We start from the raw sequence: 24,419 nt of genomic DNA on the forward strand, positions 1-24,419 counted from the left end.
GGTCGAGAGCCGTCAGCGGCTGCGGGACACCTGGGCGAGTTCGGTTTCGACGTCGGCCAGGTTCTCCAGCAGCCGTTGGGCGGCCGCGTGCCGCAGCAGCCAGAACTGGTCCAGGTCGTCCTGGAGCAGACCTGGCTTGAGGTAGTGCTGCTTGACCCCGTACAGGCTGGTCATCAGCTGCAGCAGCGCCACGCGGGCGCACGCGGTGACGTCGGCGGCTGGCAGGTGAGGGTTGGTGTCCAGGTAGGCGGCCACGAGGTTCACGCCGGCGGTGATCCAGTCGTCGTTGAGGACGACGGTGCGCGGGTCGAAGGCGATGCGGCCCAGTTCGTAGGCGACCAGGAACGGGTCCGGGGGAAGGAAGTCCAGCACGGCCGCCAAGGTGTCCCCGTCGAACAGCAGGTTGACCGCGGAGTAGTCGCCGTGCAGGACCTGGCAGGTCAGCTGGGGAAGGCCGGCCAGGAGCTCGGGGATGCGGTGCAGGACCGCGCGACGCTCGGCCAGGGTCCGAAGCGCCTCCTCGTCGAAGGCGTCGCGCTGGGCGCGCTCACCGGCGATGCCCAGCAGCTTGACGGTGGTGGCTTCCAGCTTGTCGATGTCCGGGTGCATCCACTTGTCGAGCTTCGACGACGGCCGCTCCCCGGCCGGGTGATCGGCGAACGCCACATGGATGCGGCCCAGCGCCGCGCCGGCGGCACGCTGCTGGGCGGGGCTCAGCCCGTCGTCGACGACCGTGCCGGACACCCACTCCCACACGGAGACCGCGACTCGGTCCTGCTGGACGATGCTGCGCCCGTCGGTCGAGCGCCGCACCCTGGCGACCGGCACCTGGTGCGTGCCGGCCAGGGCGGCCTGGTCGACCGCCTCCTGCTCGGCCGCCAGGTCCGCGCCGTCCTGGTACTGCTTGACGAACAGCACCTCATCCCCGGCCTGGGCGCGGTAGTTGACGGTGACCTGGCCGATCGGCAGCCGCTCAAGGGCCACGGCAGGCAAGGCGTAGGCGCCCGCGAGGACCGAGGCGAGATCAGCGTGTGCGTCCGGGTCCAACACGACCCCTCCTTGTGACCTGTCGTGACAAGGGGGACACTCTATGGCCTCGCCGGAGTGGTGGAACCATATTCGGCCCACCACCGGCAGGCGGACCGGTACCGCTCCAGGCACGCCCGTGTCGTGCGGGGCCGGCCGGTCCACTCCACGGCGACCTCGATGTCCCGCCCGCCCGCGATCTGTCGCGCGGCCTGCGCCGCGACCATCCTGTGGCCCGCCGTGTGAAGGCCGGAGCCGTCGTCGGACAGATGCACGACCCGGGCGAACGCGAGCAGCCGATGCAGCGCCTCGTCCGCGCCTTGGCCTGCGGACGGTACGGCAGCGGCCAGTTGCGCGGTATCGGCCAGCAGCCGCAGGCGGGGCCATCGCTCCAGCAGCACCTCCAGAGCGTCCAGCGCGGCGGGCTCGAGCCAGCCGGGATCGTGGAGCTCGACCAGCAGCGGGAGTTCGACCTCCGGCAGCCCGCCACCGTACATGGCCTGAAACAACTGGCCCCGCGGCACGGTGCGGCCCAGCAGCCGCACCCATCCGGCGCCCAGCACCGCCGCGGCGACAGCGAGCTGCTCCAGCTCCACCCGGGCGCGGTCCCAGGCGCTCTCGTCGGCGGCGAACAGGTCGGCCAGGTCCAGATCCGCGGTCACACCGGTGACCGGCGAGAACTGCCGTGCGCACTCGCGCCAGGACTTCAGGGTCGCCCGCTCCTGCCGGGCCAGGTCGTATCCGCGCGGCCCGCCCCGCAGATGCACGAACGGAATCCCCTGGGACGCCGTCCACTCCAGCAGTTCGGGCACCCCGAGGCCGCGCACACCGATGCTGTAGAGGCCGACGCCGATCTCTGTCACGAGGTCCTCCAGTCCAGCAGCACGACGGGCTCGGCCGGGCGGCTGGGCGCGTCCAGCACAGCGAACAGTTCCGGCGCGCACACTCCGGGAACCGTCCGGCACCACGGGCCTACCAGGGCCGGATCGAGATGCTCGACCAGCCAGGACGCCACGGTGGTGTAAGCCGCCTGGTAGGCGCCGGGGGCCGCGGGCGCAAGTTCGTGCATGCCCACCACCGTCCACCCGCCCCGGTGCACCTCCAGCGCCCCGAGCGCGTCGCCGGCCTTGGGTGTGCCCAGCAGTCCGAGGACTCCGCCGGGTGCGGTCAGGGCGGCCGCGCGCCGGGCATCGCCGGTCGTGTCGATGACCAGGTGGCCTCGCCCTGCCGTGTCCGGCGGCTCGCACGTGACCCCGGGGGCCCGGCCGATGGGCGCCTTGCTGCGCGAGGTCACCACCCGGATCCTGGTGGCGCCGCGGCGGTGCAGTTCCAGTACGCAGCCCAAAGCGACCGGGCCGGAGCCGACGACAAGGGCGCCGTTCACGGCGACAGCCGGTACGCGGTCCAGGCCCAGGCAGGCCATCTGCCCAAACCGGGCCAGTGCGGCAAGGCTCGGCGGCGTACCCGCGGGGGCCGTGACGGCACCCGGACACGCCGGGTCGAAGGCGGCTCCGTGCGGTACCGGGGCCACCAGCCATCCCGCGGCCTCGTCCGTACGCCCGAGCGTCATATATCCGGCCTCGCGGTCCGCGCCGGCCAGATGCCGGCGCTCGGTTCCCGGGCTGAGGACGCTGAACTGCCCCGCCACCATGCCCGGCCCGGGACCTACCGCCGGCAGCAGCCGCGCCTGGCCGCGACCGACGCGCACCCGGGCTCCCGCGTACCGGCGCACCCCTTCCTGCCCCCTCATGAAGAAACCTCCGTGACCGGTACGGGCATGGCGGCGTGGGCGAGGCGCTCGATCCGGTCCGCTATCGGCTCAGGCGCCCCCCACGCCGCATGGAGGGGAATCGTGCGGGCCAGGGCTCGCACCAGGGACAGACGCCGGACAGCGGCCTCGTCGTCCTCCAGGAGGCGCAGCACCACCGGGGCGTCGTCGAGCAGTCGCTCCAGCAGATGACCGCTGGCCCGCCACCACACGTTGGCAGCCGTGTGACCGTCCAGCACCCCGACCGCCCCTTCACCGGCCGCCGGATCACCATCGACATCGACCAGCACCGCCGCGGCCACCGCACCCGGCGCAGTTAGCGGAGATTCCCACAGCCCGGGCACGCGGCTCAGGTCCACACGATCCTCTCCGGCCACCGACGGTACGAGGTCAGGGAACCAACGCCGCGTCGGACCGGGGCGGGCAAGGAACGCCGCCGTGCCGCCCACCACGCGAGGCGACAGGCCCTGGGCCGAGCAGTCCATGAGCGTGACGTCCCCGGCCATCACCCGCCAGCCGCGCAGGAACAGCGCCAGCGCGACCAGCGTCTTGCCCGCTCCGTGCCCGCCGAGCAGCACCACCACCCGGCCGTCGGCCGGATGCCGAAGGGCAACGGCGTGGAGGCACAGCGTTCCATGGGCGAGATGCAGCAGATGCAGATGGGCGTTCAACAGCCGGCGCACATCGCCGACCCGCGCCCCCTGGGGCAGTCGCACTGCGTCCGTCGACGTATCCGGGCCGGGCCGCAGGCCGTCACGGGGCACACCGGGCAGGTGCGGCGCGATCTCCTCCCACCGGGAGACGAACACCGAGTCCGCCCTCACCTCAAGCCCGCGCCCGGCGCTCACCACCTCGTACACCCGTCCCATCGAGATGTTCACCGGCCTCGACCGGCTGCGGGAACAGCGCCCTCCAAGGCCCGCCACACCGGCGCCGTCGGCAGCTGTTCCACCGCCACCCGCAGCACGGTGGCGGGGACGCCGGACAACAACCCGTCCACAGGCCCCATCCCGGCCGACTGGTCCGCCAGCCGCGCTCCGCCCATCAGGCCCAGCGGATCACTCACGTACACCATCTGATCCGTGATGTCCGCCGCCCCGGCCACCGCCCGCTCCAGCACGCCGGCTTCCGCCTCGCACACCCGAACCCCCTCTCCGGCCGCACCGGAACCGTCGACGACCACCACTGCACCGAGCCGGACGGGCGGCGAATACGAGATCCCCAGGGCAGCACGGTGCTCGGCCGGAGTGAACAGGACCCGCTCACGCGCCACCCCGGCCACAACCGAGCGATCACGCCGCCCGCCGGTGACACCCCCTACCAGCGACTCGGGCACAGCGACACGAGTCGGCCAGCCCACCACCATGCCGCCCGGGCCGATCAGAACCAGATCGTCGGCCAGGAACCGGCCGCCCAGCTCCCGCACCGCACGGTGGGCGAGCGTGGACTTCCCCCCACACCGCCCCGCCAGGAACACCAGAGCTTTCCCCTCCACGGCAACCGCCGAAGCGTGGAGCATCCGCCACCCCGACGTCAGCAGCCGCGACGCGAAGAAGACCCGGGCCAGCCAGTCCGCCCACCGCAGCCCCACCACGTCACCGGGCGACACCATCAGGCGAGTCACACCCGCAACGGCATCGACCTCCATCTCAGCCGGCGGCGCCCCGGACCGGTAGCGCGCCACCAGCCTCATCACGCCGTCCGTCAGCCCGACCACTGCCAAGCGGCGACCTCCGTACGGAAGCCCGAGAACCAGCCCTCCGCGACCAGAGGCATCCTCCGCCTCCAGCAGCGGAGCACCTGCGCCTCGCTCGACCTCGAGCCTCCACTGCGCACCCGCACCCGACGACTCCACGGAACACGCCGGAGCCAGCATCTCCACGACGGATCCAAGAGCACCGTGCGAGGGTGATGCCACCTGTAACCGCCACCCCTCAAGGACCAAAGCGATCCGCTCCCTCTGCGCCGAGACGCCCCCAGCGGGGCCCGCATCGCCAAGTGCAGCGTCAACGACCACCAATACGCCCCTTCTCGGACACGAAAGAATCGGAAACGCACTCTGCCCCCCGTTTCAGGGCGAATGCGCAGGTACCCCAAGTCACAAGCAGACGAAGCGAATCGCGCTGACACTCGAAGATCTACTGGCGGCGACGCTCCGATGAGCCGCAGAGGCGTTCAGTACGGGAATCACCGGTCGGGCCGCCCAGATCAGGCCGAGTCGAGCCCCACGGGACCGGGCTCCCGCGGCCGTCCTCCCTGGCTCTACATCGCGGGCCACGCGTATTCGCTGTAGGGGGTGCCGGTGGCGATGTGCCGCAGCGCGACCGCGAGGTACGGCGGCATCGGCTCGGGCAGCGCCGCTGTCTTGTGCCAGGTCCAGCCCTCGCACTTGTCCGGCTCAGGGTTGCCGATCTCGCCGTGCCACCGGTCTGTCTCGAAGAAGAACGCGATCCGCTGGTCACCGGCGTGCGTCGATACGTGGTGCATCAGGTGCACGAACCGGACGTCGGCCGGGTCGACGCCGGCGCCGGTCTCCTCGGCGAATTCGCGGGCGGCCGCCACGGCGGCGGGTTCGCCCTCCTCCATGAGCCCGGCGGGCAACTGGAACATGCCCGGGAATACGCGCTGTGTCTCCACGCGGCGGCTCATGAGGATCTCGTTCCCCCGGCGGACGAGCAGGTGCACGTCCGCGTAGTGCGCGGCGTAGGAGTAACCGGACGGGGCGGTCTTCTGCGGCATCAGCCTTCCTTCCTGGTTTGCAGGATCTCGGCCCACGGGTGCGGCCCGTACGCGGCCGAAAGTGCCTCGGCCAGCCACGTCCGGGCCTCCTGGCCGAGGTGAGGCAGTACCTCGGTGAAGTCCTGCTCGTCCTTCGGCCGAGGAGCCTTCGCCTTGTAGAAGAGCTGGACCTCCGGCGTGAGGAACGGCGTACCGTCAGCGGCTGTTGCCCCGAGCCGCTTCACAGGCCGCCGGACCCGGACGTCGCGGCGCGACACCCAGGTCTCGCCGTCGGCCTCGTCGAGCATCACCTGAATCCGCCACGGCGTACCCGGACCGGGCCGGCACCACACGTCGTGCACGCCGACCGGCAGCAGCTCGCCGGACAGCCACCGGCGCAACGAGCCCGGCGGGTCCGCAGCCCACCACTCCCACCCGGCAAGGACCTCTTGAACCGCGAGCTGGTCTCGGCGCAGCAGCAGGACGTCGATGTCGTCGTGCTCCCGAAACGGCCGGCCCACGGCGAGTTCCACGGCGTAGCCGCCCGCAACCCACCAGGGGCGGGGCGTCTTCGAGAACAAAGCGACGACCTCGGCTAAGTCGGCGGGCTCCCAGTCCCGCCCGGGCTGTCCCTCCCGCATCACCGCACCCTTCCCCTGCAACGTCGCCCAGCGTGGATGCGAAACCCTACCGCTCAGCCACGAGGGGCACACCGAGCTTCACAAAGCGCCCGGGAAACCGGATGCCCCGCCCCGCCTCCTGCTCCTACCCTCCGGTCATGCCGACATCGCGCCCTGTTCAGACAGCGTCCGAGATCGTCACCTACTACGCCGCCCAGTACGACGAAGCCGACCGGCTCCACACCACCGCCAGCGGCCGCCTCGAACTCCTCCGCACTCGCGAGCTCCTCCGCGGCCACCTTCCGCCCGCCCCCGCACGGGTGCTCGACGTCGGCGGCGGTCCCGGCACCCACGCCCGGTGGCTCATCGAGGACGGCCACACCGTCCACCTGATCGACCCTGTCCGCCGGCACCTCGACCAGGCCGCCGTTCACGCCCCCGGATGCACCACCGAACTCGGCGACGCCCGACACCTCACCGCCGCCACCGACTCCTACGAAGCAGTCCTGCTGCTCGGGCCCCTCTACCACCTCACCGCCCGCGCCGACCGCGTCCGCGCCCTCGAAGAAGCCGCCAGAGCGGCGAGGCCCGGAGCCCTTGTCGCCGCCGCGGGCATCAGCCGCTACAGCCTCCTGCAGGACTACACCGTGCACGCCGAACTCACCCCCGAGCTCCTCCACGGCGAAGTCGCCACCGTCCTGCGCAGCGGCTCGTACGACGGCAGCCGCGGCTTCACCACCGCTCACTTTCACACCGCCGCCGAACTCACGGCCGAGGCCGCCGACGCAGGCCTGACCGGCATCACCGTGACCGGGATCGAAGGCCCCGGCTGGGCCTACCTCCGTGCCGCCGAGCGCACCGCCGGCACACCCCTCTACGACTCGCCGCTGCTACCCGGCGCCCTCGAGACGGCGCGGCTTGCCGACGGGCATCCAGAGTTCGCCGACGCATCCGCGCACCTTCTCGTCACCGGACGGGCCCGAGAATGAACCACCCACGGTGTGACCTGCTGCTATGGGAGCAGCTTCGCTCCAGACCGTCGCCCTGGTCCTTCTCGCAGTGAATGCCGGGGCGGCGGAGAGGCGGCACCGGCCGCCGGGGGCCGAAGCCACCCGCCGTCCCGGCGGCGGTGGTCGACGGCTCGGCGTTGCCAGAGGCCTTGCGGCACTGGGCACGGCAGGGCGGAGGAGAAGCCGTCGTCGACCACGATGGCCCCACCTCATCCGTGCCAATACGCCAAACTAGCCCGCGAGACCGGAATCATCGCTCTCCGGCTCACAGGGAACACCACGTCGATCCACCCCTGCCCTGACGGGACAACGCCACGAACAGGAAATCCCCATGCTGACCTGTGAGAACACGCGATGAGCACACCGACCGCGGTCGTCGTGAGCGGCGGACCCGGAACAGGGAAGACCACCCTTGCGCATGAGCTCGCCCGCGTCCTCGGATGCCCCGCGATCATCCGTGACGAGATCAAGCAGGGCATGGTCCTGTCACACCCCGGCTACCAGAGCGGCGGCAAAGACCCCCTCAACGACCCCACCCTGCATGCCTTCTTCGGCACGCTCAACGTGCTCCTGAAGGCCGGCGTCACGCTCGTCGCCGAAGCCGCCTTCCAAGACCGGCTGTGGCGCCCGAACCTCGAGCCGCTCACCGGCCTCGCGCACCTCCGCGTCATCCGCTGCACCACCCAGGCCGACATCGCCCACGACCGCATCGTCCAGCGCGCCAAGGCCGACACGCACCGGGCCGCCCACGGCGACCAGGACCTGCTCGAAGCCATCGCCGCCGGAGAACACTCCCTCGACTCCTGGGCGCCGATCTCCCTGGACGTCCCCACCCTGACGGTGGACACCTCGGACGGCTACCAGCCGGGCCTCCACGACATCGCCGATTTCGCTCTCGCACCCGTTCGCAACCGGACGTTGTCCGGAGGCCGATCAGCGGATCCGCACTGAATCGTGCCCCCGTTCGGACCCCATGACCAGCACGAGAGGAAACCCAGCATGGGCCCTTCCGTCACCGCGACCGTCCGCAACGCGGCCAAGGCTGTCGTCCTGAACGACGGCCGCGTCCTGCTCCAGCGCGCCCACTGGGAGGGCCAGGACTGCTACTTCCTGCCCGGCGGCGGCCAGGAGCCCGGCGAGGCCCTGGACACCACGGTCCGCCGCGAAGTCCTTGAGGAGACCGGCCTTGACGTCACACCCGAGCGACTGCTGTGGCTGCGCGAGTACATCGGCGCCAACCACGGCGGCGCCCCGCAGGACCACCGGGTCGAAGCGATCTTCCTGTGCCGGGCCGAGGGTGACCCGGACAAGCTCGGCGGCCACGCCGAAGACGACGCGCAGACCGGCCTGGAATGGGTGGAGCTGGCGAAGGTGCCCGCCCTCAACCTGCTGCCCCACGGCCTGCGCCCCCTGATCGCCGGCCTCGCCCACACCGAGTCCCCTACCCGCTACCTCGGCGACATCGCCTGACATCGGCCACGGACGGGCCCCTCCAGCCGACCAGCGGCGCCTGGACCTGTGCTGGCGCGCCTCCGTCTCCTCCCCGATGCAGCGCTGGCCATCGACGCCGAAGTCCGCGCACCCGCCCTTCTCCTCACCACCGGCACGCCCACACCAAGGTGAACGGCCGCCACGGACGGTCACCGCCCGTTGAGGGCGAAACGAGCCGCCTCGCGGCAAGCCGTGGTGCAGACTTCCTTTGACCGTCCGTGAAGGGGGAGTTGGTCCGGTGCGACCCAGCCAGAAGATGCGCGATCTCGGCGTCGTTCAGTACGGCGCGCCCGGCCTGGGCGAGCCTGCCCGCCCCTTTGCCCTCCCCGACGAGCGGCAGACCGCCGACACCGTCGTGGGTCAGCTCCTTGACGCCATGGAGCGCATCCGCGGCGCGCACGACTTCTCCGGCAAGGGCCTGGGCGTAGCCGCCCCGCAGATCGGCATCCCGCGGTCCGCAGCGGTCATCCAGCCCCCTGGGGCCGACCCGATCGTGCTGCTCAACCCCCGCATCACCGTCGCCTCGGAGGAGACGGACGAGAAGTTCGAAGGCTGTCTGTCGTTCTTCGACGTCCGCGGCCTCGTCCCTCGGCCCTTGCGGATCACAGTGGAGACCACCACCCTGGAGGGCCAGGCGGTGACCACCATCTACGAGCGCGGGATCGCCCGACTGGTCCACCACGAGATCGACCACCTGAACGGCGTGCTCTACACCGCGCGGATGCGGGCCGGCGTCGCGCCCATGCCCGTCGAGGAGTACCGCCAGACCGGCCGGGCATGGGCCTACGAGCAGTGAAGGCCGACGCGGTGCCTCCGAATTCTGTCCGGTGACTTTCTCCTTCAAATCCAACCGGCCCGCCAACCGCACCACCGCCATCGCCTCCGGGAGTCACCCCGTGATCCACCGACGCGACGTCAGCGGCATCACCGCCCAGGCCGAACGCGACCTCCTCGCCGCCCATCACCTCAACTCTGCCGACCTCATCGCCACCGGCACCGAGGCCAAGGTCTACCTCCTCGACTCCGAGCAGGTGCTCAAGGTGTACGCCGACCCCGACGGCACCCAGGCCGCCCGACTGCAGACCCTGCGCACCTTCTACGACCGGCTCGATCGCGGCCGGGTGCCCTACGCCCTGCCCGTGATCCACTCGGTCGAGCAGCACGGCCCGCTCCTGGCCACCCGCGAGGCGCTCCTGCCCGGCCGCCCGATGGGCGAGGTCTGCGACCTGACCATCCCCGAGGCCGAGGCCCTCTACCTCGACGCCGTCACCGCCCTCGGCGCCCTGCCCCCGCCCAGCGGCGCGGGCCCCCGCATGCTCCTCGCCGGCCCCGGCACGCCCGGCGCCGAGCCCGGCCTCGGCTGGCACCCCTTCCTGCGCCGCCTGCTCGACACCCGGCTCGAGGCCGTCCACGACATCCTGAGCGCCGACGTCCCCCGCATCGACACCATCGTCAAGGACCTGCACACCCTGCTCGACAGCCCCTACACCGGGCCCGAGGCCGTCGTCCACGGCGACCTCTACCCCGACAACCTCCTGTTCGCCGGCGGGAGCGTGTCCGCGGTCGTCGACTTCGGGACCTTCACCATGACCGGCGACCCGCTCTACGACGTCTCCGGCGCCTGCGTCTACTACCGCCAGTACGAGGCCGACCGCCTCACCGTCTGGCGGCGCCTGCTCGACCAGGCCGCCGACCGCACGCCCTCCAGCCGCCGCCACCTCCTGCGCGCCTACGCCGAGATCATCGCGATCCTCACCTGCGACCTGTATCCCGAGAACCACAAGCCTCTCCAGGCCACTGGCCACTACCAGTGGGCCGTCACCGTCCTGCGCGACCTGGACTGGGGGAGCTGATGGCCTTCCCGCCCCACGTCGACCCCGCCGCCAGTGCCTGTCCCGCCCCACCACTCACCATGGAGACGAACCCCATGAAAGAGCGCGTTCGCGCTGTCCTCGTCACGCCGAACGACACCACGCTCGTGATCAAGCGCGTCCGCCCCGGCATCGACCCCTACTGGGTCATCGTCGGCGGTGGCGTTGAGGAGAGCGACGCCACCCGCGAGGAAGCGCTCCTGCGCGAGGTCCGCGAGGAGATCGCCGGCGACGCCGAGATCGTCCGCCTGTTCCACGAGACAGAGAACGCCAAGGGCGAGAAGGAGTACTTCTACCTGGCCCGCATCGACACCTGGGACTTCGACCGCCGGACCGGCCCGGAGTTCGCCCGGACCGACCGCGGCGAGTACATCCTCGAAGAAGTCCCGCTCACCGCCGAGGCCATCGCCAACCTGAACCTGCTGCCCCGGGAGATCTCCACCGTCCTGCGCCAGGCCCTCGACAGGGGAAGCCTGCTCGCCGTGTAGGCGGGGAACGGGGCTCGGCTGGGGGGCTCGGCTCGATACCCTCGCCTGATCGTGGGCCCTACCACCACGCCCTGGCCGCCGCACACGCCGCCTGCACACCGCCGTTTCGCACCGCAGGAGCCCTGCCGATGACCGCCGCCCCGACCTCCGGCTTCTCCGCCTTCGCCCTGGAGCCCTTCCCCGAGCTCCAGCCCGGCGACGACCTGGCGGGCACCATCGCCGGCGTACTCAGCAGCACCGGCACTCATCTGCGCGACGGGGACATCGTCGTGGTCGCCAGCAAGGTCGTCTCCATCGCGGAGAAGCGCTACGTCGACCTCGCCAGCGTCACCCCGGGTCCACGGGCCCTGGAGCTGTCTGCCCTGACGGGCAAGCCCGCCGAGATCGTGCAACTGATCTTGGACTCATCGAGCGATCACTTCCTGGCCACCGAGAAGGGCCCCATCATCGCCCGGCACACCCTCGGCTACCAGCTCACCTCCGCCGGGATCGACCGCGCCGGCACCGAGGGCGCCTGGCTGCTGCCCGTGGACCCAGACGCCTCCGCCCGCGCCCTGCGCGACGCTCTGATCACCTACACCGGCACCGAGGTCGCCGTGGTCGTCGCGGACTCCGACGGCCGCGCCGACCGGCGCGGGGCCACAGTCATCTCCATCGGCGCCGCCGGCGTCACACCTCTTCGGGTGACAGAGCACAGCGGCAAGCGGCAGGAGGAGACGTTCACCGACCTCATCGCCGCCGCCGCCGGAATCATCCTCGGGCAGCGCGGCCGGGGCGCCCCCGTCGCCGTACTTCGCGGCATCGCCCACACCGCCAGCGATGAGGGAGTTTCCACGATGCTCCACCACCGGCCGTGACACTGCTGATCACGGGGGGACCATCGAGTTGCGCGCCCTCCCTGACCCACCCGCGAGGCGCTCCTGCCCCGTCGGCCGACAGGTAAAGTGCTGAGATGACCGGCTCCCACCTGCAGAATCGCCACAGCGGCGATCACACCGTGATACGCGCCCGACTCCGGAGGCTTGCGCTGCTGCCGACGGCGGCCGGGCTGGTGCTGCTCGGGATCGCCGCGGTCCTCGCCCTGCTCATGGAGCCCTCGTTCCTCTCCGGGGTGCTCGTCAGCGGGACCGTCGTTGCCGCGATCGCCGTCGTGAACCTGGGCCTGCGGCTGGTCCGGCGCGCCTGCACCACAGTCTGCCGCCGTCTTTCTCCCGTACGGCTCTTCTTCGAGTTCCCCGAGAGCGCCGAGCCTGCGGAAATGAAGCGCGACCTCGACGCCTTCGAGGAGGCACTGCGGTTCGGCCTCTTCGGCGGACTCGTTCCCCTCATGCCCGCACAGCAAGCCACTCAGCTCGTCACGGCACTCCGCGACGCCGCGACGAGTAGCCCGCTGCAGCTGCCCGAAAGCCTGGAACAGGAACTGGCCACGCTGAGGAGCGACTGCGAGCGCTGGCTCGACACCCTCGCCTGAGCGCCTGAGCTCGGGCACCGCCGCGCTGCGCGGCGGTGGGGAATTTCGTGACCGTCCACACCGACGACCGACGTGATCGCCCCAGGGCTGCGGGAGCAGTCCGGCGGATCCCTGCGCCCCGGGCTATCGTCGGCGCTCATGACTCCCACCCCCTACCCGCACCCCGACGCCGGGATGGGCTCCTCTGCACGGCCCATCGCCCTGCTAGACCTGGACGACACTCTTACCGACCGCGCCGCCGCCTTCGCCGCCTGGGCCACGGAGTTCTCCGCCGCCCACTCGATCCCCGAACAGTGGCTCCACGAGGCGGACGCCGCGCACTCCGGGCGCCGCCGCGACTTCTTCGCCCTTGCCAAGGCCACCTACGACCTGCCCGGCACCGTCGAGGAGCACTACGACGCCTTCCGCCGCCGCACCCCTCAGCTCGTCCCGTACCGGCCTGCCGTCAACGCCGCCGTCCAGGCCCTGGCCTCCCACGGCTGGCAACTCGCGGTTGTCACCAACGGCGACCACGACGCCCAGCACGCCAAGCTCGCCGCCGCCCGCCTCACCGACCTGCTGCCGACCCTCGTCGTCTCCTCCGATCACGGCGTCCGCAAGCCCGACCCCGCCCTCTTCCACGCCGCCCTCGACCAGCTCGACACCTCCGCCACGGAGGAGATCTGGGTCATCGGCGACAGCCTGACGGCCGACATCGCCGGAGGCAACCGCGCAGGGCTCCGCACCCTCTGGACCTCCTACGGCCGTCCCCACCCCGGCGGCCCGCTGCCCTGGCACACCGTCCACGACGTCGTGGAGGCGTGCGCCTGGCTCCTGGCCAGGTGACCGTCAGTCGCGCGCCACCTCATCCGACGAAAATCGGCTGTTCCCCGGCCAGCCCGCTACCGCATCAGCGGTTGCAGGGCTTGGATGATGACGGCGAGCGTCGCCCAGTCCACGGCGTGGGGGCTGTCCGGGCGGAGGATGTCGGCGAGGCGGGTGACTTCCACGTGGGTGTGCTCGGTCTCGGCGGCATTGCCGTGGCTGGTCGTGTCGGCCCGTAGCTCCTCGAGCTCGTGCGCGCTGAGCTCGACGGCGTACGCGGTCTGGGTGTGGACGGACAGGGTGCCCGCAGCCTGGCGGGTGCCGACGAGGTGGAGCCGGGCCGGGGAGAGGGGCAGGCCGGTCTCCTCGGTGAACTCGGCCGCGGCCGTGAGCCGGGGGTCACCGGGCTTGGCGCTGGATCCGCCGGGGACTTCGCGGATGTAGGCGTCCGGAGTGCGGGCGGGGGAGCGGAACTCGCGGACGAGCACGATCTCGGTGTCCTGCCAGCGGGCTGCGGGCCGGTAGGCGACGACGCTGGTGAGGTCGGGTCGTCCCAGGACGACTTCGGTGTCCTTCACGCGGTCCTCGGCGGCGACGTGGATGCGGGCGGCGTACGCCCACAACAGGACGTGGGACCGATCGGGGCCGACGCGGAAGGTCCAGGAGACCCGGCCGCCGAGCAGCGTGTTTCCGGCGTCTTCCTGGGCGGCGAGCCAGGCACTGAAGGACGGGGTCCGCCACAGCAGGAGCGGGACATCGCGCTGTCCGCCGGCGCGTGGGGCGCCGGGGCCGATGCGGTCCAGGGCCAGGGCGATGGCCTGCGGCAGGGTATCGGCGACGGGGACCTGGAGGTCCTCGGCGAGCAGGCGCCGACGCCGGCCGGCGTCGGCCGCGATGTCGGGGCAGCCGAGGACGGACCGGCCGTCGTCCAGGCCATCGCCCAGCCACGCTTCGGTGCCCGGGCCGGGCTGGGGGTGCCAGTGGATGATCTCGTCGGCGCGGGCGCGCTGAATCCGTTCCCAGGCGAGCCGGTGTGCGGCGCCCGGGCCTTGGGCGTTGCCGCGGGGGTGCGGGAGCAGCACCACCAGGGAGCCGGGCTGGCGCCATTGGAGGGTCGCCTCGCGCAGGACTTCCCGGGAGGACTGCGGATCGAGTGGGGCGCCGGCCAGGTAGAGGCTCGCGGTGTAGATCTCGGGCGGCTCCTCCCCGGCGTAGACGGGCTGTACGTCGCTGGGGGCGGTCACGGGCTCTCGGTGCTTCCTTCCGGTACTCAAGCGCGGCCGGTGAGCGGGATCGGCGGGGCTGCGGGCTCCCAGGTGATGATCTTCTTCGCCGGGTCGGCGGTCACGTCGACGAGTTCGACGGTCTCGACGCGCAGGGGTGCGTGGCTGGGGCGCACGCGGCGCAGCCGGCGGTGGATCTGGTGGAAGTGCTCCAGAGTGACCTCGTCGGTCGCGTACGACTCGGTCAGGTGCGGGACGCCGGTGTCGTAGGCGGTGGCGTCCTTGCCGAGGACCGTCTCGAACGCGCGGGTGGTGGCGGTGCGCAGCGCGTTCAGCGGCTCGTCGGGGCCGAGGTCGAAGATGATGCCGGTGCCGTACGCCAGAGGGCTGCCGACCGTGACGGTGAAGGGCTCGACGGGGCATAGCTGCCGGGCCAGTTCGGCGGCCAGGGTCCGGCGCACGTCGTCGGGGATGTCCGCGGCCGGTTTCTGGGACAGCTGGTAGAGCGTGATGTGCAGCCACTCGTCGCCGACGTGGGTGAGCGGGTCGCCGGCGGTCGCGGCGCGTACGCCGCGTACGAGGTCGGCGAGTTCCGGGTTCCGGCCGAGGTCCACGGTGACGTACACGTGGAGCAGGGACCCCTTCACCCAGGAATCTTGACCCTGCTGGAAGACGAACGGCTTCATCCGGGCAACGTATCGCCTCGGCCGCGGGCTCGGAGGCCGGATCGGGAAGTCCATGGGGCGCCTGCGGATTCCGGACGTGCGTCATCTTCTTGCGCCTGGCGCGGAGGTCTGCCGGGTCTGTCTCGGGAGACTGACTGAAAGACCGGCGGCCCCTGGTACGAGGTGTGGCGGGCTGGCACAGTGACGGTGGCGATCAACGGATCAGCTCAGGAGAGGGGCCCGCACATGCGGTGGATCGTGAAGAGGCGCAGGACGAGGGCACGCGAGGAGGAGGTCCGCGCCGCGGTGTGGAATGCCCAGCTGATGCTCGCCACGCGCAACCCTGCCAGGTCCGCCGCCGCCGAGCCGGACAGCGTCGTCGGTGCGACCGTCGAGCACAGCGTCCACATCGATGAGTCGCTCACCAGGCTGCTGAACGTCCTCGGCCCGAACCATGCGTTGACCCTGCCGGTCTTCGAGACGGGCCGCGCCTGCGCAGACGTGTCCCTCCTCCACGAGAGCTGGGTCTCCCATTGCGCTGAGCGGGCTCGGCCGGGCGCCGACGACATCGTCGTCGCCCTGGACCGCGAGTTCCCCGACCCGGCCCGGGTGCGGGCCTGGCCCCGCTACGAGACGGCACGGCAGCGCGTCGGCGTGCTGGCCGAGCAGCTGGCCGCCCTGGAACCGCAGCTGGCGGCGCTCACCGGACACGACCTGTCCGCTCGCCGTCTGCCCGCGGCGGCCTGACCACTCATCACACAGGCACGTCGGCACGGTCAGCGCCGAGCGCCGAGCGCTCGTGCAGCACCAGGCGGCGCAGTTCCGCGGCGGCGAACTCGACGGCGAGCAGCTCCCAGTACCCGCCGCTCCTTCCAGAATCGGTACGCCGGAGGAGGACATCGAGGCTGGCCGGGATCTCCTCCGATGCCGAGGCTTCGCCCTGATCCGGCTGTCCGTCCGCCTGCCGACCCGAGCCCCGCGCTCGCTCGTGAGCGACGCGCACCCGCGCGGTCCGCAGAAGGGTCTCCACCGCCTCGTAGATGGCGGACACAGCCTCGCGGTCGTCCTGGGCGTGGTGCAGGAGCAGCCGCAAGTCGAAGATCACCTGGACGGTTACGTCGTTGACCGTGACGCTCGGGTCCTGGACGAACTCGGCCGATGGCGGTTCTCCTTCCGCGTCGCCGGCGTGCTCGGCCCAGGCCACCACCTGGTACCACCGCCAGTGCTTCTGCTCGTTGGGCTCCACGCCGTAGGGCGCGGGCAGGTCCGGGAAGCGCGGCCCGGCGTGGGGGTTTACCCAGCCGCACCGGCACCCGGCTGTCAGGGCACCGGTGCTGTCCCACCACACCGCGTGGGCGGCTGCATCGCCGTCGAGGACCTCGACCGTGCCGTCGGCGGCGGTGCGGTGGATCCTCAGCTCGTGCGCTACGCCGGTGGCGGCGGCTTCCCCGGCCGGCGCACCGGACGACGGGGGGTCGTTGCGGTTCTTCTCCCGGATCAGGAGACCGTGTGCCTCGGTGATCCGGATACCGCGTGCCTTGGCGAGGCGGCGTGCTTTGGCCTTGCGGTCGTTGCTCCCACGCTTGGTCATGACCGGCTCCCGGCGGGCGGGGTGCCCACGCCCTCCCGCCCTGAAGTCCGTGTCGGGTCAGAGCGAAGCGGCATGGGCCCGCGCCGGACACCGGTCCGGGTGCCGGACTAGTGTCCGGCGAGCCTTCGACCCTGTGCCGGGCAGTGCGGCGTGGGCGCGACGCCCGGCGGTCTCGGCGCGTGCATGTCCTGCGCCGCACCCAACGTAGCGCACGGGCGTGCGACGGGGGAGCGGTCGAGATCAAGCTCCGGTGGTGCACCGCGCGATCAGGCCGGGGAGCTCGTCCTTGCTCAGGGCCAGGTGATGGGCGGGTTCGGCATCGCGGAGGTACCGGGTGACAACGACCTCGTACAAGTCGGCGCGCTGGTCGTCGGCGTAGTGCTCGGTCAGCTGGTACCAGTGGTGCAGGACGCGCCAGGTGAAGCGCTGCGGGGCGGGGCTGGCCTGCCAGTCCAGTTCGAGATGGTGATGATGGTGGGCCGCGGCGACGGCACGGCGCAGCTCCTCCGGAACGACGTCGGGGTTGCCGGCCCGGTCGAGGAGCTCCCGCAGGTCCTCGGCGCAGGTCTTCGCCGGCGGGAGCGGATCGTTCAGGCCCGGGGGAGGGCCGTCCTTGAGGGTTCCTTCGGGACGGTGAGGCCAGTGCAGATCGGCGCACGCCTCCACCTGGTCGGCGTCGATGTCCTGGGTTCCCTCGACGTCGTCGAGGTCGACCACGTACCCGGCCGGCCCGTGAACAGTCTCGGTCGCGTCGTCGAAGAACCAGCCGACATCCCGTACGTACCCGCGGTGTCCGGTGAACGCCCCGGAGGTGACCTTGACCCGGTCGAGGGCGTGGTGGCCCCGCTCGGTGATCATCTGCCGTTGGACGACGCCCGCCGCCCAGTGCGTGCACACCTCCAGCGCAGGGTCGGGCAGGCCTCTTGCGATGCCCCGGCTCATGCCGCCCCACCGGGGCTCCGGCGCGTCAGGCACCCAACCGCTGTAAGAGCTGTGCGAGAGGGCGGGCTGAAGGAAGGCCGACTTCACAGGTGCGTGGGGGTCCCAGGTCCGCGTCAACCACCGCCAGCACTCGGTCACCGGGTCGCCGGGCGCAGCGGTGCGGGACAGGTCGTGGCCCGCGCGGGGGAGGACGGTGGTGACCAACTCGGTCACCCGCTCGTCGTCGCGCAGCTGCCACAGCACCGCCGGCCAGCCGATCGCGTCGACCGGCCGGCGCTCGCGCAGGTGCAGGGCGTAGAGGACCGTGGCGACGATGCCGCGCATCGCCACGTCGTCCCAACACTGCTCGTCCATCCCGCCGGGCTGGTCGGCCGCGGTGGCGTCGGTGGCGCGCCGTACGGCCTCGCTCCACGGGTCGGGGGCCGGCGAACGAGGGGGCATGGGCTGGCTCCTGCCGGTTGGTCGGTGCGCGGGCCTAGAAGACGAACTCCCCGAACTTACCGGCCCGCTCGGCGAGTTCGAGGCGCGCAGCGGCCGGATCGGCGACGATGTCCGGGCGCCCGTACAGCCAGGTGACCAGGGCGGCCGCCGCGTGCACCGTGGCAACCGGGTGGTCGTCCAGGCGCTCGGCGATGGTGCCGGTGACCTTGAGGCGGCTGGCGGCGAGGGCTTCGAGCTGGTCGAGCGCGGCCTCCCAGTGCTTCGCAGGGCACAGGATGCCGAGGAGGGGCCGGGCTCCGGACTGCCACTGGTCAGGGTCCGGAGTTGCGGTGTCGAGGTGTCGCAAGCCCTCCGCGGAGAGTTGTTCGACCACGCCGGAGACCAGGGAGCGCGGCACCCAGCTGGAGAGGACTTCGGCGACCTGCTCCGCCGGGCTGCCCGCCATGGCCTGAGTCTCCACCACGAGGCGATCTGCCCTGATCCGCGCCGCGTAGTCCTCTTCGCTCTCACCCGGCTTCTGCGGGGCGAACAGGTCCTCGGGAAGGCCGTCGCCGCCGTCGAGGGCACCCTCCAGGTAGGACAGGAGGATCATCCACGCGTACACCTGCTTGCCGATCTCCCGGCGCGTGTACGAGGACAGCCGCCCGCCGCCCATGTCATCCGTCGATACCGGCCGGGCCGGCTCCGGGGCCAGCTCCCGTGCAAGCCGTGCCGCCTGCTCCTTCACCCGCTGCGCCCGCAGCCGCTTGCCCTTGCCCACGTCGTGCTCCCCCCTGGTATGCAGTTCCGGTGCGATCGGCCGGTCCGGCAGGCACGCCGCCAGGGCCGGGAAGGCACCGGCGGCCGGAGCTGATGAGGAAGACTCCGCCGCCGGCGGCGTCGATCGACTGGATGCCATCTTGGTCGGCCAACACCCGCACGTACAAGCTGGATGGCCGGTTCACGACGTCGTCCTGGCTGAGCGTCAGCTGAACACCGCAGGCCAGGCCGGTGGCGTGCGAGACGCGCGGCGTGCGGGCAGTCGTGCGCCCCACGAGGGATCCGCGGAGGGGGATGGTCACGGCTACCGCAGGCGCGAAGACGCCGTCTAGGGTTGGCCGTATGTCTGCCCACCCCCTTGCTGACCTGGCAGCCGGCCTGCGCTCCCGCACTCTCGCGTTCCTGCGCTCCCCGGTCAGCCGCGAGTTCTGGAACATGCTCGTCGACCGGGGGCACACGTTCGTGATGCCGGCCGCGTGGTCGGCCCTGCCCCGCTCTCGCCAGATCGAGGGGCTGCTCGCCGCAGAGGGGAAACGGGTGTCGGACGGTACGACGTTCGCGATGGCCAACGACCTCGTGCGAGCGGCGCGTGAGATCGGCCAGGACCAGTCGATCCCCCTGCCGTTCACCCCGGACGTGCTGCCCGCGCCGTCGGGCATGCTCGTCTTCTCCGCCGACGAGCCGCTGGCCCATCTGCCCACGGGGCTCCCGGTGGTCGCGGTCACCTGGGGGCCGCCCATGGACGGCTTCTCCCCGGGAGTGCATCTGACCTGGTGGGCGCCGATGCGGGAGGAAGATCAGGAAGAGGACGCTGCTGCCCGGGGTCGGCTGATCCCGATCGTTCCGGACTTCGACCTCCACCTGTCCTTCCTCCCGCACTTCGACACCCGCCTGCACCGCCAGCAGCTGCCCTCCGGGCTGATCTACTCGGCCGTCCCGCTGCGCAGCGTGGTCGCCGCCTGGTACGCCCTCACCGCGGACGGCACCACGCTCCGCGAGGAGCGGCCACAGGCCACAGTCACGCAGGCGCTCAAGGAACTGAAGGCGAAGAAGCGTGGTGTCCAGGTCGCCACGACCAGCGGAGCCGGCACCGCACACAGGGGCATCACCGACCGCGCCGCGCAGACGATGCGCGACCTGGACGGGGCCGACTACTTCGACCCCGCGCCGGAGCTCGCCGCCACCACGAAGAAGGCCGAGCACGGCGTCTTCGACGTGACCCTCGACCACCAGCTCGACGCCGGCCACCGGCGCCTCGCCCACATCTACCGGGAGGCGGCCGACCACTGGCACCGCCTGGAGATGCAGGTCACCCAGCGGTACCCCGGCATCTTCGAGGGGCTGGAAGAACTGCGCGCACAGAACAGCTCGCAGTGGCAGCCCTGGTGCTGGATGCCGAGCATCCGCGTCTCGGCATGGCTGATCAAGATGTACGACGCGCCGATCGAACAAGCCTCGTGGGACGGGCCCAGGATCGCCGCGCTGGGGGCCTGGCGCAGCGGAGGGCGCCACAGCGTCCTCACCACGCTCCCGCTGCAGGCCACCGCCAGCGGTCGCGTCCCCGCAGAACTGACCGAGACCATGCCCGCTCCCGGACTGGGCCTGGTCATCGACGACAACGGCACCGTCCACCTGATGCTCGCCTACCTCGACGAAGTCGACGATCGCGGCACCGCGGACGCCGAACTCGTCCTCATCTCCAACTACGGCCAGCCGACCCGCATGCTCGAGGACATCACCAAGCTCACCGTGTTCCTCAGCGGCGACACCCTCCTCGACGCCGTGAAGGCCACGCAGGCGTACTACGACCACGCCGCGGTCCAGAACGGCACGGAACCCCATCCCACGGATGAAGCCCTGTACGCCGAACACGCGTACGCTCTGAGCCTGTTCACCGGGGTACTCGCCGGCATCTGCACGCCCGGGGCCGAACTCCAGGACGCCGGGGCGCTGACCGGACGCAAGCTTCCGGCGCCGTGGCCGCCAGAACCGAACGTGCTCTCGGAAACGACGCTCTGGCTCCTGACCGGTACGCCCGCGGCGCGCTGAGACGAGGGATGGAGAGGCTGATCGTGATGGAGATACCCGAGCCCGAGAAGGCGGAGCTGCGGATCCCCAAGGCCGCCCTGGAGGCGCTGGCGGCGGCCGTGGAAGTCCGCACCGTCGCCACCGTGAAGGACGGCGACGGCCTCGACTGGTACTACCCCGTAGGGACGCGGGACGAGGACCACGTCGAGTTCGCCCTGCTGCCCGGCGGCGAAGAAGTCTTCCTGCGCATGTCCTCTCGGCGTGACCAGACGCGCGTCGTGAGGATCGAGCAGTGGCACGAGCTGATCGGCCACATTGCTGGGCCCACGGCGTAGACCTCGGTGTGGAGCCAGACACGGGGCATCGACGACGCGGCTCATCGTCGGCGACCGTGCAAGCTCGGTCGCCGACGGGAACGTGAGCTCCCAACCCTTGGCGCACGGTGGCGTGGCCCGGGCGCGTGCTCGATCCGGTGCCTAGATCTCCTTGAAGTTGGCCGTGATGCCCAGCTCCTCAAGGCGCTGCTGGATCTGTTCGGCGGCATCGGCGCTGAGGACGACCTGGATCGTTCCCTGCAGGTAGCTGATCTGCCGCTCGTCCAGGGCCATGTAGAACGCCCGGAACAGTGCGGCGAACCCGTCGGCACCGTCGGCGCTGGCCAGCAGGTTGCTGGTGAACGAGAACGCCGCTTGCTTGTCCTTAGCGGTTGGAGGAGTGTCGACGTCTGAACCGCGGCCGCTGGTTCCACGGCTGTCGTTGTCTCTCGGGCCGCTGGACGGGCCGGGGCTGGTCGCCCCGCTCGGGGCGGTTCCACCCGGGGCTTCGGGAGCACTGTTCGTCGCGCACGGGCCCTCGTGAGCCGGTGCGCTGCATGTCGGGCACGCCCGGGGCTGTGGCTTCGCCAGCCGCAGGCTGGTGCTCGAAAGGTTGACCTGCCCAGGTGCGGTGACGGCGACTTCTGTGCCCGTGCCGTCGACGATGCTGACGAGGTCCTCGTTGACGGCGTCGTGGATCGCTTGCTGAAGGTCGCGGTCGCCGCCGTAGAGCAGGGGCAGCCGCGGGGCGCTGTAGAACGCTGCTCGGATGTCCGAGAGGGTCTTTCCGTAGTCCTGGTCTCGGAGGTTGTGCTGCAGGGCCCTGGGGGTGAATTCCCCTACGTCGAAGACCTTGTCCCGGGCGGCGAGCGCCTTCCAGACGGCGGTGCCGTTCAGAGCGGTGAAGTTGTCGTCGTCGTGCGTGAGCTCGTCGAGGTAGCGTTCTCCGTCCGGGTCGGGCTGGGCGAGGAAGACGATGTGCTGGTAGGCCCGCCTGAGGGCCTTCTCCAGCTGGTCCTTCGCGGCGGCGAGCTCCTTGGTTCCGGTCGTCTTGAGTTCGCTGTCGTTCTGCACTTCGGGTGCAGCCAGGGCTCGCTGCCGGGCCAGGTACTCGACGGCCAGGGAGCGTACGAGGCTGCGGCGCTGGGTGTTCGCTACCGCGTAGACGGCGCTGCTGGCCCACTGGACGGGGAGCTGCTGGGCGCCCTGGCCGAGTCCCATCGCGATTGTGAGCGCCTCGAGGGTCGCCTTCTCCATGCCGTTGCGCAGGCTGAACTGCGCGGGGTCGAGCACGATGAGGCGGGTGGTGTAGGCGGTGTCCAGGCCGCTCGTGGCCATGACCTCGGCCGCGGTGCGCTGGGGGTCGGCGGGCAGGAACTTGAGTTCGCGGAACGGGCCGGTGCTGGCCAGTTTCTGGGCGAACTCGGAGATGACCTGGTCACGCTCGTCATCGGTGATGGTGCGCCGGATATTGGTGACGAGCATCCGGTGGGTGAGCCGGGTCGACAGGAAGTACCGGGCCGGCTTGTTGTTGCCCTGCCCGCGGACGATGTCGAGGGCGCTTATGCCCCTGCCCTGGTCGACGAGTTCGTCGACCACGCTGTCGGCGTCCGTGATCGTGTAGCGCATGTCCGGCACGCTGGTGACGGCTTTGACCTCGGGTGCGCTGGCGCCGCGGCCCCGTCCGGGGCGAAGGGTGCCGACGATGCTCGCCAGGAAGATGAAGGTGGCCGCGCGCTCGGCCGCGTGCGGATTGGCTTCGGTCCAGGGGGTTTCAGGACGCTCGAGGTCCTGGCGGCGTGCTGTTCCGGTGGAGCCGTCGTGGTTGACGATCTCGATCTCGGCGAGGCTGCGGTAGTTCGCGATGGTGCGGTCGTCCTCGACGAGGCCGCTGCCCAGGAGCGCCTCACGAACGGTGCTGTCGGACAGGGGAAGGTCACCCGGCCCGATGAGTGCCGGTGCCCACGCGCCGGCCTTGCCCCGCTGCTGCAGGGCGTACACGGTGGCGGCGAAGATGCGGATCGTGGAGCGGACACGCTGGAACCCGGTGACCCGGCTCCACTCGTCCTTCGCCAGGGCCATCAGCATGGGATGGAAGGGGTAGCAGGCGGCGACCTCGTCGGACCAGTTCCGCCGCCAGTCAGCACCGATCTGCTCCCAGACGTGCTTGGCCCATGCTCGGTCGGTGAGCACCGGTTCGTAGAGTGCGGCTGTCGCGGTGAGGACCTCGCGGGCGGGCTCGGTGTCGAACAGTCGCCGGCGGAGGATGTCGGCGAAGTCTCCCACCTCGGTGACCGTGGCCGGCAAGCCGTTGCGTTCGAGCAGGGTGTTGAGGTCGTCGCGGCGCTCCTTGGCGGCCGCCGACAGAGCGGTCTTGTCGGTGTCGGAGGCGATCATCACCACGAGCATGGCGACGTGGGGCACGTCGTTGACCGTGTCGAGCAGGGCTCGGAGGAAGGCCATGTCCTGGGCCGCGAGGTCGGGCTTGTTGCTGCCGTCGAGGCCGTTGCCGATGTAGTCGAGGATCTCGTCGACGATGATCAGCACGGGCCGGTTCACTGCACGGATCGCCTCGGCGATCTTGTGCTTGTCGCTCCAGAACGGCTGATAGCGCTCATAGAGGGCGTAGTCCTTGGAGAACAGCCGCCACAGGAACCTTTCGTGGAGGCTGACGGCCGGCCCGTCGAGTTCCTTCACTCCGGCCCCTGCGGTCATGTTGTCGCAGGGCAGGACGACGACGTGCGGCTGGCCGAGGTCGTGGGCGAGCGGGCGGCCCATCTTGGCCCGTGCCCGCTCGGCGACCTTCTCGCCGAGCTCTGTGGCCAGCAGGGCCTCGGGGGAGGAGGCCAGGTGGAAGGCGCCGATGCAGGCGTGTGACTTGCCGCCGCCCATGCCCTGGTCGAGGCGGGTGACGGCCCGGGCCTTGAGGTGGTCCTCGCCGCCACCGATGCGGACGGCGATCTCGGTGAGCAGGTCGATCAGGCGCTCGGTGGGGTGGGTGATGTCGCCGTAGTAGCCGGCGTCGGCGTACGGCGGCCGGTCCGTGCCGGTTGCGTGGACGGCCCGGAACAGTGACATCTGCACGTCATCGATCTGGCCGGAGGCATTGAGGATCTCGTCACGGATCTTCAGTGCCTTCCACCACGGTGTCACGCTCGTCGTCACTGCTGGTCTCCTGGGCTGGTGGTC

At 71.1% G+C, this 24,419-nt stretch carries 25 protein-coding genes; 12 read left to right on the forward strand and 13 right to left on the reverse strand.

Translation table 11 applies throughout. The features are described from left to right. Positions 1-12: 12 nt before the first annotated feature. The 7 genes from CIB93_RS04850 to CIB93_RS04880 form a co-directional block, all read right to left on the reverse strand. The gene (locus CIB93_RS04850) at positions 13-1,050 is read right to left on the reverse strand and encodes a phosphotransferase enzyme family protein (protein ID WP_096624405.1); all 1,038 of its coding nucleotides are present in this window, start codon (positions 1,048-1,050) and stop codon (positions 13-15) included. Between the two features lie 38 nt (positions 1,051-1,088). Then, on the reverse strand, positions 1,089-1,889 hold the full coding sequence (locus CIB93_RS04855; RefSeq protein WP_096624407.1) for an AP endonuclease: 801 nt from the start codon (positions 1,887-1,889) through the stop codon (positions 1,089-1,091). Then, on the reverse strand, positions 1,886-2,776 hold the full coding sequence (locus CIB93_RS04860; RefSeq protein ID WP_257002017.1) for a hypothetical protein: 891 nt from the start codon (positions 2,774-2,776) through the stop codon (positions 1,886-1,888). The genes CIB93_RS04855 and CIB93_RS04860 overlap by 4 nt, the downstream gene beginning before the upstream one ends. Next, entirely contained in the window at positions 2,773-3,675 is a 903-nt protein-coding gene (locus CIB93_RS04865) for a hypothetical protein (RefSeq protein WP_257002018.1), read from the reverse strand. Before CIB93_RS04865 ends, CIB93_RS04860 begins: the two co-directional genes overlap by 4 nt. Then, positions 3,672-4,517 (reverse strand): hypothetical protein, encoded by an 846-nt coding sequence (locus CIB93_RS04870; protein ID WP_143659990.1) that lies wholly within the window; start codon positions 4,515-4,517, stop codon positions 3,672-3,674. Before CIB93_RS04870 ends, CIB93_RS04865 begins: the two co-directional genes overlap by 4 nt. Before the next feature lie 539 nt (positions 4,518-5,056). Then, positions 5,057-5,533: an NUDIX domain-containing protein gene (locus tag CIB93_RS04875; protein ID WP_096624411.1), complete on the reverse strand. Its 477-nt coding sequence runs from the start codon at positions 5,531-5,533 to the stop codon at positions 5,057-5,059. Beyond that, a complete protein-coding gene (locus CIB93_RS04880) occupies positions 5,533-6,153 on the reverse strand; it encodes a nucleotidyltransferase domain-containing protein (protein ID WP_096624526.1) in 621 nt (206 codons plus the stop codon). Before CIB93_RS04880 ends, CIB93_RS04875 begins: the two co-directional genes overlap by 1 nt. 137 nt (positions 6,154-6,290) lie before the next feature. Here CIB93_RS04880 and CIB93_RS04885 point away from each other — a divergent pair, with 137 nt between their 5' ends. The 9 genes from CIB93_RS04885 to CIB93_RS04925 all read left to right on the forward strand — a co-directional run bounded on the left by CIB93_RS04885 (position 6,291) and on the right by CIB93_RS04925 (position 13,288). After that, the gene (locus CIB93_RS04885; RefSeq protein ID WP_096624528.1) at positions 6,291-7,121 is read left to right on the forward strand and encodes a bifunctional 2-polyprenyl-6-hydroxyphenol methylase/3-demethylubiquinol 3-O-methyltransferase UbiG; all 831 of its coding nucleotides are present in this window, start codon (positions 6,291-6,293) and stop codon (positions 7,119-7,121) included. A 375-nt stretch (positions 7,122-7,496) separates the two neighbouring features. Further along, positions 7,497-8,093 carry an AAA family ATPase gene (locus CIB93_RS04890; protein WP_096624413.1) on the forward strand — a complete coding sequence of 199 codons (597 nt, stop codon included), beginning with the start codon at positions 7,497-7,499 and terminating at the stop codon, positions 8,091-8,093. Between the two features lie 48 nt (positions 8,094-8,141). Further along, on the forward strand, positions 8,142-8,612 hold the full coding sequence (locus CIB93_RS04895; RefSeq protein WP_096624415.1) for an NUDIX domain-containing protein: 471 nt from the start codon (positions 8,142-8,144) through the stop codon (positions 8,610-8,612). A 259-nt stretch (positions 8,613-8,871) separates the two neighbouring features. Continuing rightward, positions 8,872-9,429 (forward strand): peptide deformylase, encoded by a 558-nt coding sequence (locus CIB93_RS04900; protein ID WP_257002019.1) that lies wholly within the window; start codon positions 8,872-8,874, stop codon positions 9,427-9,429. Positions 9,430-9,529: 100 nt separating this feature from the next. Further along, positions 9,530-10,486: a phosphotransferase family protein gene (locus tag CIB93_RS04905; protein WP_179499971.1), complete on the forward strand. Its 957-nt coding sequence runs from the start codon at positions 9,530-9,532 to the stop codon at positions 10,484-10,486. A gap of 74 nt (positions 10,487-10,560) precedes the next feature. Beyond that, positions 10,561-10,992 carry an NUDIX domain-containing protein gene (locus CIB93_RS04910; protein WP_096624419.1) on the forward strand — a complete coding sequence of 144 codons (432 nt, stop codon included), beginning with the start codon at positions 10,561-10,563 and terminating at the stop codon, positions 10,990-10,992. Between the two features lie 128 nt (positions 10,993-11,120). After that, a complete protein-coding gene (locus CIB93_RS04915; protein ID WP_096624421.1) occupies positions 11,121-11,849 on the forward strand; it encodes a coenzyme F420-0:L-glutamate ligase in 729 nt (242 codons plus the stop codon). Between the two features lie 95 nt (positions 11,850-11,944). Continuing rightward, positions 11,945-12,463, forward strand: a complete 519-nt coding sequence (locus CIB93_RS04920; protein ID WP_096624423.1) for a hypothetical protein — start codon at positions 11,945-11,947, stop codon at positions 12,461-12,463. A 138-nt stretch (positions 12,464-12,601) separates the two neighbouring features. Next, positions 12,602-13,288 (forward strand): HAD family hydrolase, encoded by a 687-nt coding sequence (locus tag CIB93_RS04925; RefSeq protein ID WP_257002020.1) that lies wholly within the window; start codon positions 12,602-12,604, stop codon positions 13,286-13,288. 56 nt (positions 13,289-13,344) lie between these two features. On the opposite strand, the gene CIB93_RS04930 is transcribed toward CIB93_RS04925, so the two are convergent. Both CIB93_RS04930 and CIB93_RS04935 read right to left on the reverse strand, forming a co-directional pair. Further along, entirely contained in the window at positions 13,345-14,511 is a 1,167-nt protein-coding gene (locus CIB93_RS04930; protein WP_096624425.1) for an NUDIX hydrolase, read from the reverse strand. Between the two features lie 26 nt (positions 14,512-14,537). Beyond that, positions 14,538-15,176, reverse strand: a complete 639-nt coding sequence (locus CIB93_RS04935) for a hypothetical protein (protein ID WP_096624427.1) — start codon at positions 15,174-15,176, stop codon at positions 14,538-14,540. Between the two features lie 225 nt (positions 15,177-15,401). Here CIB93_RS04935 and CIB93_RS04940 point away from each other — a divergent pair, with 225 nt between their 5' ends. Continuing rightward, the gene (locus CIB93_RS04940; protein WP_096624429.1) at positions 15,402-15,902 is read left to right on the forward strand and encodes a hypothetical protein; all 501 of its coding nucleotides are present in this window, start codon (positions 15,402-15,404) and stop codon (positions 15,900-15,902) included. 7 nt (positions 15,903-15,909) lie between these two features. Here CIB93_RS04940 and CIB93_RS04945 read toward each other — a convergent pair whose 3' ends face one another. From CIB93_RS04945 to CIB93_RS04955, 3 genes are all read right to left on the reverse strand, one after another. Continuing rightward, positions 15,910-16,746: a hypothetical protein gene (locus tag CIB93_RS04945; RefSeq protein ID WP_096624431.1), complete on the reverse strand. Its 837-nt coding sequence runs from the start codon at positions 16,744-16,746 to the stop codon at positions 15,910-15,912. A 240-nt stretch (positions 16,747-16,986) separates the two neighbouring features. Beyond that, entirely contained in the window at positions 16,987-18,129 is a 1,143-nt protein-coding gene (locus CIB93_RS04950; RefSeq protein WP_096624433.1) for a hypothetical protein, read from the reverse strand. Between the two features lie 34 nt (positions 18,130-18,163). After that, positions 18,164-18,889, reverse strand: a complete 726-nt coding sequence (locus CIB93_RS04955) for a hypothetical protein (protein ID WP_096624435.1) — start codon at positions 18,887-18,889, stop codon at positions 18,164-18,166. Between the two features lie 341 nt (positions 18,890-19,230). On the opposite strand from CIB93_RS04955, the gene CIB93_RS04960 reads away from it, so the two are divergent. Both CIB93_RS04960 and CIB93_RS04965 read left to right on the forward strand, forming a co-directional pair. Continuing rightward, a complete protein-coding gene (locus tag CIB93_RS04960) occupies positions 19,231-20,937 on the forward strand; it encodes a hypothetical protein (RefSeq protein WP_096624437.1) in 1,707 nt (568 codons plus the stop codon). Positions 20,938-20,963: 26 nt separating this feature from the next. Beyond that, positions 20,964-21,251 (forward strand): hypothetical protein, encoded by a 288-nt coding sequence (locus CIB93_RS04965; protein WP_096624534.1) that lies wholly within the window; start codon positions 20,964-20,966, stop codon positions 21,249-21,251. A 141-nt stretch (positions 21,252-21,392) separates the two neighbouring features. Here the strand turns inward: CIB93_RS04965 and CIB93_RS04970 are convergent, their stop codons facing one another. Continuing rightward, complete coding sequence (locus tag CIB93_RS04970; protein ID WP_096624439.1) at positions 21,393-24,395, reverse strand: DUF499 domain-containing protein; 3,003 nt, start codon at positions 24,393-24,395, stop codon at positions 21,393-21,395. Positions 24,396-24,419: the final 24 nt, after the last annotated feature.

Origin of the sequence: Streptomyces sp. WZ.A104, assembly GCF_002382885.1 — a bacterium.
In the GTDB taxonomy this organism is placed as follows: Bacteria; Actinomycetota; Actinomycetes; order Streptomycetales; family Streptomycetaceae; genus Streptomyces.